A 14,103-nucleotide genomic window follows, 5' to 3' on the forward strand; every position below is an offset into this window, starting at 1 on the left:
GGCTTTGTCGGCATGCACAATCCGACATCGGGCCGTATGATTGAAAGATCGTGCGGCCCTGATCTTTTTGTTCGTGACCGTTGCAAGAAAGTTGCGCCGTTCACGGTCCAGCCCCTTGCGCGTATCGCAAATGCGGTAAAATCTTCGCAACTGCGAGATTGCATAGGGGGTACTAGCTCATGTCGCAGATTACGAAACGACTTACGGGAGCGGCTGCGCTCCTTCTTCCCACACTCTGTCTCATGGTCGCCGGCGTGGCCAATGCACAGGACGCCGCGCCCGCCTTGCTCGGCCACCAGGCTGCGCTTGAGTTGGACAGCGCCGGCGCCTCATGGCTCGGCACCTCGACCGCCCTGGTTCTGCTGATGACCCTCCCCGGTCTAGCGCTGTTCTATGGCGGCATGGTGCGCAAGAAGAACGTCATCGCCACCATCACCCAGTCCGTCGGCGTCTTCGCCGTGGTGTCGCTGGTTTGGTTCATCGCCGGCTACAGCCTGGCCTTCGGCAAGAACGCGAGCGCCGGCCTTCAGCCTTTCATCGGCAGTCTGGATATGCTGTTCCTGAACGGCGTGTCGCTGAAGACGGCCAACGCCCTGCTGCCCGGCATTCCCGAGTTCCTGTTCATCTCCTTCCAGATGACCTTCGCCATCATCACCCCGGCGCTGATCACCGGCGCCTTCGCCGAGCGGTTCAAATACTCGGCGCTCTTGCTGTTCACCGCCCTGTGGTCGCTGCTGGTCTATGCGCCGATCTGCCACTGGGTCTGGGGCGGCGGCTTCCTGGGTTCGGCGGGCGTGCTGGACTTCGCGGGCGGCGCCGTCGTTCACGTCAACTCGGGCGTCGCGGGCCTGGTCTGCGCCATCTTCCTGGGTCGCCGTAAGGGTTACGGCACAGAGGTTATCACCGCCCACAACCCCGTCCTGACCATGATCGGCGCCTCGCTGCTGCTGGTCGGCTGGATCGGCTTCAACGCCGGCTCGGCGGGCGCCGCCAACGACCTGATGGGCGTGGCGCTGCTGAACACCATCCTGGCCGCCGCCGCCGCCGCCCTGACCTGGAAGATCGTCGAATATATTGAGAAGAAGAAGGTCTCGCTGATCGGCATGCTGTCGGGTGTCGTCGCCGGTCTGGTCGCCATCACCCCGGCGGCCGGCTTCGTCGATCCCAAGGGCGCGGTCATCATCGGCCTGATCGCCGGCCCGGCCTGCTACGCCTCGTCGGTGTGGATCAAGAAGCTGCTGCGCTACGACGACAGCCTGGACGCCTTCGGCATCCACGGCGCGGGCGGCCTGATCGGCGCCCTGCTGACCGGCGTGTTCGCCACGACCGCGATCAACAGCCTGTCGGAAGGCGCCAACGTCGGCGCCCAGGCGCTGGGCCTGTTGTGGACCATCGTCTACAGCGCCGTCGGCACCCTGATCATCCTGTTCATCTGCAAGTTCACCACGGGACTGCGCGTGAGCGAGGCTGAAGAAGCCGCCGGTCTGGACACCTCGCTGCATGGCGAGGCGCTGGAACACTGAGCTGAGATCGGGCTCGGCTCCCAAACCCGCGCCCGGCCTCGAATAACGACAACAAGGGGATAGACTATGAAGAAGACCATCATCCGCGCGGCCGCCGTCGCGACCCTCGCCGCAGGACTGATCGGCCTCGCCGCGCCGGCCTCGGCCCAGAGCACCGTCGATGTCGCCTGGAACGTGGGCGCCGTCAGCGACTATGTCTTCCGCGGCTTCAGCCAGACCAGCGAAGATCCCGCCATTCAGGGCGGCGTCGACCTGACCTCCGGCAGCTTCTATGCAGGCGCCTGGGCCTCCAACGTCGACTTTGGCGACGACACCGATGCGGAGGTCGATCTCTACGGCGGCTATCGCACCGAGGCCGGCGGCTTCGCGCTCGACTTCGGCGTGATCGGCTATCTGTATGTTGGGGAGCCGGACGGCGCGGACTATAACTACGCCGAGTTCAAGGCTGCGGCCTCGCGCGCGGTCGGCCCTGCGACCTTCGGCGCGGCCGTCTATTACTCGCCCGACTTCTTTGGCATCGACGACGAGGCGACCTATGCCGAAGTCAACGCCGCCTTCTCGCCGGCGCCCAAGTGGACGGTGTCGGGCGCGCTCGGCAAGCAATGGCTCGACGTCAGCGACGACTACACCACCTGGAACGTCGGCGTCGGCTATGCCCTCACCGACAAGGTGGGTCTCGATGTCCGCTATCACGACACTGATGTGGACGGCGTGCCCGGCGCCGAAGATCGGATCGTCGGCGCGGTGAAACTCACCTTCTGAGCCGCGTCAGCCAGAAATGAGTACGGCCCCGGAGAGCGATCTCCGGGGCCGTTTTCGTATCAGCGCGCGTAGCGGTCGTGGACGGGATCGTAGCTGTCCCAGACCTTGCCGTCGGCCAGCGACCGTAGCAGCTTCAGATATTCCGCGTGGGTCCAGGCCAGGGGCGTCGCCGAGTCCGTATTCTGACCCACGGCGTAATCCTTGGCCGTCGGGTTTCCGACGCCGTCCCACACCTGTTCGGCCAGCATCAGTCCGCCGTTGGCGAACCGCTCCATGCCACGCACATAGGTTTGACGGATGGCGGCGATGTCGGCGGCCGAGGGGGCGCCGTTCACGCTGACGCGGGCCAGCTCATAGTGACCGCGCTCGCCCGTGAAGAAGGGCCAAACCCGGCCGCGCTGACCTGGGCTCATTTCTCCGCCGACGCCATAGTTTGCGCCCGTCAGATGGTCCTCGCCATAGCCATCGACGCCATAACGGCGCCAGCCCGGCGTCTTGTCGCCCTCGGGACCGAAGTCGTAGCGGACGCGATAGAGCGGCTCCAGCGACTGATCGTCATAGACGGGCAGGGTGGACAGGATGTGCGGATCGTCGGCCTTGCGCACGCCATAGCGCACCAGTTCCAGGAAGCCGCCGTCCACGACACGGTCTTCCGCCGGCGCGATCTGGCCATTGGCGGCGCCGATCGGTGCCTTGTCGTTCGGGTTTTCGTTCTGCGTGATGCGGATGAAGTAGCGACCGTCGCCGAAGTCGCCGTTGGTGGTGAACATCCGCTCTTCGATCTTGGATGCATAGCCGTCGGCCGCGATCTGGTAGCGCGTCGCGCCGGCGGCGTCGCCTGAGGCGCGCGCCATTTCGGCCGCCACCGTCAGGCCCGCGACCACGGCGGCGGTCGAGGACGGCGAATAGCCCTGCTGCTCTTCCCAGCGCTCCTGCTGGGTGAAGGGCGGCTTGATCTCCGCGTCGTTCCACATCAGCCCGATCTTGCCGCCGTCGACCAGGAAGTCGGCCGCCGGTTTCAGCATGGACCGATAGTGTTCGGTCATCTGGGCGTCCGACAGCCAGCCCATCTTCCACAGGCGATAGCCCAGCATGATCGGCATGGCGGTCTGGTCCAGTTGGACCGCGACCCACTCCAGTTCGCCGTCCACGTGCGTCTTCTGCAGGAACCAGCCGCCGACGCCGGTGTTGCCGGGCGTGTTCGGGCCGACCTGGACTTGGGGCAGATAGTTGAAGGCCGCCAGCGGCGTGTCCTTGTCGCCCAGCGCCGCCAGAGCCATCGCCACCTGATAGAAGTCACGTGGCCAGACGGCCTTGTAGCCGGTCGAGGATTTCGACGCGTCCACCGTATCGCCCCAAGGGTTCGACAGCGACGCGATCAGGGCGCCGGCATGGGTGCGATCCTCCTGCACCTTCAGCATCAGAGCCGAGGCGTAGGCCAGCTTGCCGCCGTCAGTCGCCTGCTCGGCGATGCGCGGCAGTTCGGTCAGGGAGCCGACATAGTCTTCCCAGCCGACGCGCTCACCCTCGCCGTTGAAGCGGGCCAGCACCTCGTCCAGGCCGGTCGCGAACGAACCGTCCGCTGCCGCGCGCGCCTCAGCTTCGCTGGCGCCGAAGCCGATGACGAAGTCGCGCGTGATCCGGCTGCTTTGGCGCAGACGCGGCAGGGCGCCGGTCATCATGGTGTTGCCGGCCTGGTTGCCGGTCGAGGCGTAGGTCCAGTCCAGCTTGCCGTCCTTCAGATCCGTCAGACCGTCCGAGGCGCCGACGAAGCCGACGCTGGCCTTTTCGAAGGCTTCGCTTGGCTTCAGGAACAGGTGAGTATCGCCTTCCCAGGCGTGGAAGCCGTCACGTGTGACCTGACCGCGATCGTCGACGCCGGTATTCGCGATGTGCGGCTCCAGCATCAGATAGGGCGTCACATCGCCCTTCAGCGCCGTAATGGTGACGCGCAGCACCAGGGCGTTGCGGTCGGGATCGCTGAAGATCTGCTTTTCGATCTGGAAGCGGCCGTTCTTGTCCTGGGTCGTGACGCGATAGGCCGGCGACAGCGGACGCCCCTGGGCGTCGACGTGCAGATATTCGGTGCGGCTGGTGGTGTCGTCGCCCTCGACGACCAGACCGTCATGCGTCACGCCGGCGAAGCGCAGGGCCTTGATCTGGGCCTCATGGATCAGGCCGTACATGGTCTCGGTCAGGACGCCGTCGGCGATGGAATACCAGACCTTGGACACCGCGCCGGTCGAGCCGCCGTCGCGATACTGGCCATCCACATAGGCCTCGTAGGACGCGCCCGCGCCGGTCTTGGCCGCGCTGGACCAGACGGGCGGCGCGCCGGGCGCGCCGGGGGCGACGCCCGATTGGGCGCTTGCGGCGGAAGCGAGGGCCAGGCCGGCGGCTCCGGCGAGGCAGAAGGTACGGAAGTGACGCATTGTGGTCCTCACGGGTTGCGCGTGGGGGCGGGGGAAAGAAGGAAGGTCAAAGGCACGTCCAGCCGCTGGTTCCAGGACGCTTCATTGTGCTGGGCGCCGGGGAAGACCAGGCTGCGGAAATCGCCGGCGCCATAGCCGCGACGGCGGAAGGTCTGGTCCACCTGGGTCTGGAAGATGGCGTAGAACTGATCCAGCGTCTCGTCGCCCCGGTCGAAATAGAAGCGGTGGTGGCCCGGCGCTGGCAGGCCGCGTTCGATCACGCCGGTCCAGGCGGCGACTAGCCGCGTGCGCCAGGCGTCCAGCGCCGCGCCGGGCTCAAGCCCTTCGACCTTCAGCGGCCAATGGGTGGACAGACAGGCGGCGGCCGAAAAAACCTGCGGCTGTTTCATCACCGCATACATGGAGATCAGGCCGCCCATGCTGGAGCCGGCGATCATCGTGTCCTGCGGTCCGCTCAGGGTGCGGTAGGCGCTGTCGATGAAGGGCTTCAACTCCTCGACCAGGAACCGCAGATAGGCGTCGGACAAGGACGGGCCGCCGTAGATGGCCTGGACCTCGTCTCGCATGTCGGCGGGCAGGGCGGCGATCAGGTCGGCGGGGACATATTCCCTCAGCCGCAGGTTGGTGTTCCAGACCCCGACGACGATTGGAGCCCGCACCTGGCCGCTCGCGATTAGCCGCGTCAGGTGCTCGTCCACGCCCCATTCGCCGAAGTTGGCCGTGGCCGGATCGAACAGGTTCTGGCCGTCGTGCATGTAGAGGACGGGATAGGTATCATCGGACGCCTCGTAGCCGGGCGGCAGCCAGACCGAGACGTTGCGCGCCTTCACATGGGCCGACGCGACCGCCTCATGCAGCACCAACCGCCCGCCTGCGAGGGCGCCGTCGGCGCGCGCCGCGCCGGCGAAGGGCAGGGCGGCCATGAGGGCCAGAAGACTCCGACGGTTCATCCGCGATGCTCCTTGACCATTAGCGCGCTGGCGGCGGCCAGGACGAAGGAGACGGCGCCGAGGACCAGGGCCCAGATCGCCTGACCATTGAACAGGGTCTTCAGGATCAGGCCCAGAACCGTGGCGGCCAGCAGCTGGGGCACGACGATGAAGATGTTGAAGACGCCCATATAGACGCCCATTTTTCGGTCCGGCACCGCTGCCGACAGGATGGCGTAGGGCATGGAGACGATCGACGCCCAGGCGAAGCCGACGCCGATCATCGGCAGCCACAAGAGGCCCGGCTCGCGGATGGCGAAGACGCCGAACAGACCGGCCGCACCCAGCATCAGCATCAGCGCATGGGTCGCCTTGCGTCCGATCCGTTTGGCGATGACCGGCAGGGTGAAGGCCGCCAGGGCCGCCACGCCGTTATAGACCCCGAACAGAACCCCCACCCAGTCCGCGCCCGTAGCGTAGGCGGCCGAGGTGGTGTCGGTGGCTCCGTAATGGACGCGGGTCACGGCCGCGGTGGTGTAGATCCACATGGCGAACAGGGCGAACCAGCTGAAGAACTGAACCACGGCCAGGCCGCGCATCGTCTCGGGCATGCGGAAGATGTCGTTCAGGATTTCGGTCGCGGCGTTGGTGATGCGGCGACGTTGCATCATGCCCACGGCGATCTGCAGCAGGCCGAACCCGACGAAGAAGCCCGCAAGGATCAGCAGCTCCTTCTCCAGATCGAGCGCGCCGATCAGCACGAAACCCAGCCCGCCGAGCACGGCGCAGACCAGGCCCGAAGTCATCCAGCCCTGCACGCTGCGGGCCGGCGCTTCGGCCTCGACGGGCGCGGTCGGCGCGTCGTCTCGAGCGCGTGCGAAGGCCGCGATCTGTTCGGGGCTGTACTCCTTGGTCGACAGCACTGTCCACAGCACGGCCGAGAACAGGCCGGCGGCGCCGACGTAGAAGGCGATCTTGACCGACAGGGGCACCACGCCCGCCTCGGCGGTCGAGGCGATGTCGAAGACGTTGGATAACAGCCACGGCAGGACCGAGGCGAAGACCGCGCCGGCGCCGATGAAGAAGCTCTGCATCGCATAGCCTGCAGTGCGCTGCTCCTCCGGAAGGTTATCGCCGACAAAGGCGCGGAACGGCTCCATGGTGATGTTGATCGAGGCGTCCATGATCCACAGCATGGCCGCGGCGAACCACAGGCTGGGGCTGTTGGGCATGGCGATCAGGGCCAGGGTGGTGGCGATGGCCCCGACCAGGAAATAGGGCCGCCGCCGGCCGAAGCGGGTCCAAGTCTTGTCGCTGAAATGGCCGATGATCGGCTGGACCAGCAAGCCCGTCAGCGGCGCGGCGATCCACAGGATCGCCAGGCTGTCGACCTCGGCCCCCAGCGTCTGGAAGATCCGGCTGGTGTTGGCGTTCTGCAGGCCGAAGCCGATCTGGATGCCGAAGAAGCCGACGCACATGTTCCAGATCGCCAGGCCGGACAGGCGCGGGCGGTGCGAGAGAAGAGTCATCCGCGTCGCGCCCGGCCGACCGGCACGAACCGGATCGCCTGACCGCCGCCGGGGGCCAGCGCCAGGGTCAGGGTGTCAGACGACGTCACCTCGCGCTGCTCGATGACGATGTCCTCACGCTTGCCGCGATAGTCGGCGTCCGGCCCGTCGCGGTAGATTTCGGCCCGATATCGACGGCCGGCGTCCAGGAAGTCGAGCGGGGCCTTCAGCACGCGCGGATGCTCGTCGGTGACGGCGCCCAGGGCCCAGACATCCGTGCCGCGCTGCTTGCGAACCGTGACGATATAGTCGCCCATGGCGGCGTCCAAGGTGCGGCTCTCGCTCCAGTCGACCGGCACATCCTTGATGAACTGGAACGGGCCGGGGTTGGCCTCGTAGTTGACCAGCAGGTCCGCCGCCATCTGGATCGGGCTGTAGATCACGACATAGAGCGCCAACTGCTTGGCCCAGGTCGTCTGCACGCCGCCGGGGCTGCGTGTCTCCATGCCGAAGATGCCAGGCGTATAGTCCATCGGCCCGGCCAAGAGGCGGGTGAAGACCAGGTTCGGCTCATGCTCGGGCGGATTGCCGGGATTGCCCCAGGCCGAATATTCCATGCCGCGCTGACCCTCGCGGCTGATGATGTTTGGATAGGTGCGGCGAAGGCCGGTGTCCTTGAACGGCTCGTGAGCGTTGACGGCGACCTTGTGGCGATAGCCGGCCTCGACCACGCGCATGTGGTGCTGCGCCATCGCCTGGCTTTCGTGCCAGGCCATGACCATCTGTCCGTCCGGCCCGGCGACGCGTGCGCCTTGCGCATCAGCGACATAGCCGGTCTTTACTGAATGGACGCCGAGGCGCTCATAAAGCGCCATGGCCGGCTCGAGCTGCTGCTCATAGTGGAAGGCGTTGCCGCCGGTCTCGTGGTGGCCGATCAGCTGCACGCCCTTTGACCGCGCGTGGGCGCAGACGGCCTCAATGTCGAAATCGGGATAGGCCTCGGTGAAGCTGAAGTCCGCGCCGTTGGCGAACCACTGGCCGTCCCAGCCCTTGTTCCAGCCTTCGACCAGAACGCCACCCAGGCCGTGTTTGGCGGCGAAGTCGATGTGTTTGATCGCATTCTCGGTCGTCGCGCCGTGTTTGGGCCCGGAGTTCCAGGTCTTCAGGTCCAGGTGCATCTCCCACCAGACGCCGACGTATTTCATCGGCTTGAACCAGCTGACATCGCCCAGCGTGTTGGGCTCGTTCAGGTTCAGGATCAGGCTGGAATCCAGCAGGCCCGCGGCGCTGTCGGAGATTTGCAGGGTCCGCCAGGGCGTGTTGAACGGCGCCTCGCGCACTACCGCCGCATTGGTCAAGCCCGGCGTCAGCTGAGCGCGGAACTTCGTTTCCTCCGACCGGCGCAGGTTCATCCCCGCATAGTCGATGCAGGCCGCCTCGTGGATGGAGACATGCAAGCCCGACTGGCCCCGAACCGTCATCGGCGTCTGGGCGCTGCCGACCGCATCGATCGGCGTGCGGCTGTAGAGATATTCCTCTCGGTTCCATTCCCAGGCCGGGCACCACAGGGCCTCGCCGTTTTCGGCCAGGTTGAACTCGGTGATCTCCGAACCGATGCGGACGGTGGTCAGGCCGGCCTGCTGCGGGAACTCATACCGGAAGCCCAGACCGTCGTCGTACAGGCGGAAGACCACGTCGACGCGGCGTTGCAGACCGCCGGTCTCGGCATAGGCGACGCGCCATTCGTTGTAGTGGTTGCGGATGAACTGCCGCTCGCCCCAAGGCTGCTCCCAGGTGTCGTCGACCGCGATCGGCTGGCCTGCGGTCAGGGTCAGGCCGCGCTCGATGGCCGGGGCGTCGGTCAAGAGGAAGCCTAGCTTGGACGGCGCCACGACGACCCGGCCCTGACGCAGCACCGAATACATCGGCCGCCCGTCATTGTCGGTGAAGGCCTCGACGGTCAGCACGCCGCCGGGCGAGGACGCCCGGGCATGGTTCGGCGCGGTCTGGGCGCGCACGCCCGTCGCCCCCAGAGCCAGGATCGATACGCCGCCAAGGGCCAGGAAGGATCTGCGCTGCATCATGGGAACTCCGTTACGCCGCCTCTTGCCAACCGCCGCGAACGGTGGCTGAAATATTTGCAGAAAATTTTGCAGCTTCACCATGCTGCTGTGAGGACCCGCGACCTTGAGCCGCAAGACAACCCGTCTGGAAGACATCGCCCGCCTGGCTGGCGTGTCCATCGCCACCGCCTCGCGCGCCCTGAACGACAGCCCCGCCGTCAACGACCGGACCAAACAGACGATCTGGAAGCTGGCCAAGGAACACGACTACCCGTTCCGCCGCCACATGCCCGCCGGTCCGATCGGCGCCCAGGGCACCATCGCCCTGGTGGTGCCGCGCCCGCAGGGGCGCGAAGGGCGCCTCAGCGACCCCTTCTTCCTGGAGCTTCTGGCCGGGGTGGGCGAGGCGGCGCGCGAACGCGGCTGCGACCTGCTGATGAGCCATATTTCGCCCGCCAACTATGACGAGCTGTCGGCGGCGCTGAACACCAGCCGGGCGGACGGCGTGATCTTCTTGGGTCAATCCAGCCTGCATTCGGCCTTCAACCGTCTGGTCGACGCCGACCATCGTTTCGTCGTCTGGGGCGCAGAACTGCCCGACCAGGACTACTGCTCCATCGGCTCGGACAACATCTCCGGCGGGCGCCGCGCGACGCTTCATCTGGCGCGGCTGGGGCGAAAGCGCATCGTCTTCCTGGGCGATCTGGATCCGCCCGAGGCCATGCAGCGGCATCGCGGCTATCTGGACGCCATGAGCCAGAGCGGGCTGGACGTGGACGCCGACCTGATCGTGCCCGCGCATTTCGAGGTCGAATCCGCCGAGGCCGCCGTGGACGCCCTGATCCGACGCGGCCTGGATTTCGACGGCGTCGTAGCTGCGTCCGACCAGATCGCGCTCGGCGCCGTGCGTGCCCTGTTGCACGCCGGCGTCGAGGTGCCGGGCCAGGTCTCGGTCATCGGTTTCGACAATGTGCCTTTCAGCCGCTACTCGCGCCCGGCGCTCAGCACCATCGCCCAGGACACCATGAAGGCCGGCCGTTTGATGGTGTCCAAACTGCTGGATCACGGCGGCGCCGCAGCTGGCCGTTCCGAGCGCGTTCCGACCGAGCTGATCGTTCGCGAGACTTGCGGCGGCTGACCCCGTCATCCGGCGTCGGCGAAGATCAGGCCGGCCAGCGGCCTCAACGTCGATCCGTCCGCCTCGGTCCAGTTGACCGCCGCGATCCGGCGCGCGCCGGCGGGCGTTGACCAGTCCACGGACTCGAAGCCCAGGTTGAACACGCACAGCAGACGCTCGCCGCCCTCGGCCCGTTCGAATCGACGGAAGACCAACAGGTCGCCCGCGCTCTCGATCTCCAGCCCGCCGATCCGCAGCGCCGGATGGGTCTGGCGCAGGGCGATGATGCGTCGCGCGGCGTGCAGGATCGATGTCGGGTCCGCCTCCTGCGCGTCCACCGCCAACGCCAGATGGCGCGGATCGACCGGCAGCCAGGGCTCCACCGTCGAGAAACCGGCGTTGGGCGCCGAGGCCACCCAGGGGATCGGCGTGCGGGCGCCGTCGCGGCCCAGCGTCTCAGGCCAGTTGGCGATGGCCTCGGGATCGACCAGCCGCTCGAACGGCACCTCGGCCTGAGGCAGGCCCAACTCTTCGCCCTGATAGACGAAGACATTGCCACGCAGGCACATCAGCAACAGCAGGGCCATTTCCGAGAAGGCCTTCTCGTCCCGGCCCTGGGCCCAACGAGACACGGCGCGCGGCGCATCGTGGTTGGAGAAGGTCCAGGACGGCCAGCCCTCGCCCTGCTGATCCGGCCACATCCCGTTGCCCACGCCGATCAGTTCGCTCTTCAGCGTATCGGCGTAGAGATAGAGGAAGCCGTAGGCCGAGTGCAGACGGTCGTTGCCGGCGGTGAATTCCTTCATCTCGCGGTCGGCGTGATCGCCGCCGACCTCCGCCACCGTGAACCGGCCTTCATAGCTGTCGGTCAGTGCGCGGATGCGGTTCAGGAAGCCAATGATGTCCGGGTGGGACTGGTTGTAGATCTTGTCCTGGAAGTCGAACGGCCGCGTGCGCTTCTTGCCGTCCTGGATCGGCGGATTGTCGCGCAGGGACGGGTCGTGGATGGCGAAGTTGATCGCATCCAGACGGAAGCCGTCCACCCCCCGGTCCAGCCAGAACCGCGCCGCTGCGATCAGGGCGTCTTGAACCGCCGGGTTCCTGACATTCAGCTGAGGCTGCGAGGCCAGGAAGTTGTGCATGTAGTACTGGCCGCGTCGCGCGTCCCAGGTCCAGGCCGGGCCGCCGAACACCGACTGCCAGTTCGAGGGCGGCGAGCCGTCCGGCTTGGCGTCGGCCCAGACGTACCAGTCGGCGTGATCGCCGTTGCGGCTGGCGCGGCTGTCGGTGAACCAGGGATGTTCGTCCGAGGTGTGGGAGAAGACCTGATCGATGACGACCTTCAGCCCCAGGGCATGGGCGCGCGCAATCAGGGCGTCGAAGTCGGCCAATGTGCCGAAGATCGGATCGACGTCGCAATAGTCCGACACGTCATAGCCGAAGTCCTTCATCGGCGACGTGAAGAAGGGCGACAGCCAGATGCCATCGACGCCTAGAGAGGCGACATGGTCCAGGTGCTGGGTGATCCCCTTCAGATCGCCGACGCCGTCGTCGTTGGAGTCGGCGAAGCTGCGCGGATAGATCTGATACAGCACCGCGCCGCGCCACCAGTCGTGCGCCAATGCGGGAGCGGCGTCAGCCGTGGAAAGATCGAGAGGCAGGGCAGTCACGGCACGCTCTTGCAGACGAGGTAATCGAGGGGGGGCACGCGAACGGCGACGCTGGCGGGCGCGGAGGATTCGGGTGCGCAATCGCCGCGCAGAGCTTGCCACCGCAGCGAGCCAGGCTCCACCTCGACCTGGGCGGCGACGGGCGCAGTCGAGGTGTTGAACAGGGCCAGGACCTCGGATCCGTCCTCGCCGATGCGAGACATTGCGAACAGGCCGGGCTTGTCGCCATAGGCGCGCACGACCTGACGGCCGCGTCGCAGGGCTGGCTCCGCTGAGCGGATGCGGGCCATCTCAGCGATCGCCTGGTATAGGGGCGCGTCGGTGGAATAGGCCGGCTGGCGACCGCCGATGGGGGTTTCGTTCGCATAGACCGGCGTGCGGCTGGGCCACATGTCCTGGCGCGAGTTCCCGTATCCGCCCGCGCCGGCAAAACCCTGTTCATCCCCGTAATAGAGTGTCGGCACGCCCCGGCTGAACATCATCAAGGCATGGGCCAGTTTGATGCGCGCCAGCACCTCCGCGTCGTCGGCGTTCGGATTGGCCTGTTTCACGAAGAAGCCGACCCGGCCCATGTCATGGTTGCCCAGGAAGGTCGGCAGGATGGCGGCGGTTTCAGCGCCCTTATCATAGATGGTGTCGGCGTCGAACAGCTTGGCCAGGGCGTCGGTCCCGACCTTGCCGGCCGCCACATCGGTCGCCTGCTTCTGGAACGGGAAGTCCAGTACCGCCGGATAGCCGTCGACCCGCGTGAACCGCGCCGTCACCGCCGGATCGGGATCGTAGACCTCGCCGAAGATGTGGAAGTTCGGGATGCCCTTGGCCTCGGCGCGGGCGATCATGGCGGGGATGAAGGCCTGCCAGAAGCCCGAGTTCACATGGCGCGCGGTGTCGATGCGGAAGCCATCGATCCCGTATTTGTCGATCCAGCCGCCGAAGATGTCGATCATGCCCTGGATGACCACCGGGTCCTCGGTCAGCAGGTCGTCCAGCCCGGCGAAGTCCCCGTCCAGGCTGCTTTCGCCGGTGAAGGTGCTTTCGCCCCGGTTATGATAGTGGATCGGATCGTTCAGCCAGGCCGGAACCTTGGCGTTCTCCTCGCCCGCCGGGACATAGGGGGTGTAGGCGTAGTCGGGCCGGGTCAGGCGCGAGAAGTCGCGGCCGTCGAAGCCCTCATTGATCGGGGCGCCGTCAACGCCGCCCTTGCGCGTGTAGGGATATTCGGCGCGGCTGCGGTAGGCGCAGTCGTTCTGCGGACATTCGCGGTAGCGGATCACGTCCGCCGTGTGGTTGGCGACGATGTCCAGATAGACCTTCATGCCGCGCGCGTGGGCCGCCTCGACCAGGGCGCGCATCGCAGCCTCGTCGCCGAAGTGCGGATCGACGGCGGTGAAGTCGGTGATCCAGTAGCCGTGGTGCGCTGCGCCGGTATAATTCCCGTGGCTCTGCACCGGCTTGTTCTTGAACACGGGCGCCAGCCAGACCGCCGTCGCGCCAAGCCCCTGAATATACTCCAACTGCTGGGTCACGCCGGCCAGGTCGCCGCCGTGATAGAAGTCGGTATCGTCCGGATCGAACCCGCTTTTCAGCCGGTCGGCGGCGTAACCGCCGTGGTCGTTCGATGCATCGCCATTGGCGAAGCGATCCGGCAGCAGGAAGTAGATCACCTCGTCCTGAGGCAGGCGTTGACGCAGGGCTGACAGGGCGTCTTCGGTCTGGCGGTTTTGCGCCGTCGTCGGCGTTGCAAAGCCGCTCAGCAGAGCCGCCGCCGCCATCGCTGCGTGCAGTCCGGCTCTTCTGGGGGTTCCCCTTGCCATGACGCTCACTCCCTTGCGTCTGGAAAGTGCAAAGCCTTCCAGATCGATTTGCAAGATTTTGCAGCAATGGGCGGGGCTGTCAACGCGTCGCTGAAATGCTGCGATGCGCCATGGGAATAGCGCGAAACCGCACATTCCCGCGCCTTTGCGGGCTATCAACGGGCCCGAAGTGAGACGGAAATCGGACGCCCGCATTAACTGCTTGCAACATTCCAAAAGATTTGCATATTTTTGCGACGGCTTCAGATCGCGACGTTCAGAATCGCGGTTAGCCCAGGGAGGATG

At 66.3% G+C, this 14,103-nt stretch carries 9 protein-coding genes; 3 read left to right on the forward strand and 6 right to left on the reverse strand.

Features of this window, described 5'->3' with window-relative positions; genetic code table 11:
* Positions 1 to 179 precede the first annotated feature (179 nt).
* Together HF680_RS00375 and HF680_RS00380 are read left to right on the forward strand one after the other, a co-directional pair.
* Positions 180 to 1,523: an ammonium transporter gene (locus HF680_RS00375; protein ID WP_185223725.1), complete on the forward strand. Its 1,344-nt coding sequence runs from the start codon at positions 180 to 182 to the stop codon at positions 1,521 to 1,523.
* 66 nt (positions 1,524 to 1,589) lie between these two features.
* Complete coding sequence (locus HF680_RS00380; RefSeq protein WP_185223726.1) at positions 1,590 to 2,285, forward strand: TorF family putative porin; 696 nt, start codon at positions 1,590 to 1,592, stop codon at positions 2,283 to 2,285.
* Positions 2,286 to 2,344: 59 nt separating this feature from the next.
* Here HF680_RS00380 and HF680_RS00385 read toward each other — a convergent pair whose 3' ends face one another.
* From HF680_RS00385 to HF680_RS00400, 4 genes are read right to left on the reverse strand one after another with little or no spacing between them, the layout of a single operon-like run.
* The gene (locus HF680_RS00385) at positions 2,345 to 4,717 is read right to left on the reverse strand and encodes a glucan 1,4-alpha-glucosidase (protein WP_185223727.1); all 2,373 of its coding nucleotides are present in this window, start codon (positions 4,715 to 4,717) and stop codon (positions 2,345 to 2,347) included.
* Positions 4,718 to 4,725: 8 nt separating this feature from the next.
* The gene (locus HF680_RS00390) at positions 4,726 to 5,667 is read right to left on the reverse strand and encodes an alpha/beta hydrolase (RefSeq protein ID WP_052689507.1); all 942 of its coding nucleotides are present in this window, start codon (positions 5,665 to 5,667) and stop codon (positions 4,726 to 4,728) included.
* Positions 5,664 to 7,175, reverse strand: coding sequence for an MFS transporter (locus HF680_RS00395; protein WP_185223728.1), 1,512 nt, complete (start codon positions 7,173 to 7,175; stop codon positions 5,664 to 5,666). Before HF680_RS00395 ends, HF680_RS00390 begins: the two co-directional genes overlap by 4 nt.
* A complete protein-coding gene (locus tag HF680_RS00400; RefSeq protein WP_235968803.1) occupies positions 7,172 to 9,235 on the reverse strand; it encodes a glycoside hydrolase family 97 protein in 2,064 nt (687 codons plus the stop codon). Before HF680_RS00400 ends, HF680_RS00395 begins: the two co-directional genes overlap by 4 nt.
* A 106-nt stretch (positions 9,236 to 9,341) precedes the next feature.
* Between HF680_RS00400 and HF680_RS00405 the strand changes: the two genes are divergently transcribed.
* Complete coding sequence (locus tag HF680_RS00405) at positions 9,342 to 10,355, forward strand: LacI family DNA-binding transcriptional regulator (RefSeq protein ID WP_045810428.1); 1,014 nt, start codon at positions 9,342 to 9,344, stop codon at positions 10,353 to 10,355.
* A 5-nt stretch (positions 10,356 to 10,360) separates the two neighbouring features.
* On the opposite strand, the gene HF680_RS00410 is transcribed toward HF680_RS00405, so the two are convergent.
* Complete coding sequence (locus tag HF680_RS00410; protein WP_317133971.1) at positions 10,361 to 12,004, reverse strand: alpha-amylase family glycosyl hydrolase; 1,644 nt, start codon at positions 12,002 to 12,004, stop codon at positions 10,361 to 10,363.
* A complete protein-coding gene (locus HF680_RS00415) occupies positions 12,001 to 13,818 on the reverse strand; it encodes an alpha-amylase family glycosyl hydrolase (protein WP_205195858.1) in 1,818 nt (605 codons plus the stop codon). The genes HF680_RS00410 and HF680_RS00415 overlap by 4 nt, the downstream gene beginning before the upstream one ends.
* Between the last annotated feature and the right edge of the window lie 285 nt (positions 13,819 to 14,103).

This window comes from Brevundimonas huaxiensis, from assembly GCF_014218725.1.
GTDB lineage: Bacteria > Pseudomonadota > Alphaproteobacteria > Caulobacterales > Caulobacteraceae > Brevundimonas > Brevundimonas huaxiensis.

Bases quoted from the DNA above. Each gene is read 5' to 3' on its own strand.
- HF680_RS00380 (WP_185223726.1), top strand. From the start codon at position 1,590: ATGAAGAAGACCATCATCCGCGCGGCCGCCGTCGCGACCCTCGCCGCA.
- HF680_RS00395 (WP_185223728.1), bottom strand. From the start codon at position 7,175: ATGACTCTTCTCTCGCACCGCCCGCGCCTGTCCGGCCTGGCGATCTGG.
- HF680_RS00375 (WP_185223725.1), top strand. From the start codon at position 180: ATGTCGCAGATTACGAAACGACTTACGGGAGCGGCTGCGCTCCTTCTT.
- HF680_RS00400 (WP_235968803.1), bottom strand. From the start codon at position 9,235: ATGCAGCGCAGATCCTTCCTGGCCCTTGGCGGCGTATCGATCCTGGCT.
- HF680_RS00415 (WP_205195858.1), bottom strand. From the start codon at position 13,818: ATGGCAAGGGGAACCCCCAGAAGAGCCGGACTGCACGCAGCGATGGCG.
- HF680_RS00390 (WP_052689507.1), bottom strand. From the start codon at position 5,667: ATGAACCGTCGGAGTCTTCTGGCCCTCATGGCCGCCCTGCCCTTCGCC.
- HF680_RS00385 (WP_185223727.1), bottom strand. From the start codon at position 4,717: ATGCGTCACTTCCGTACCTTCTGCCTCGCCGGAGCCGCCGGCCTGGCC.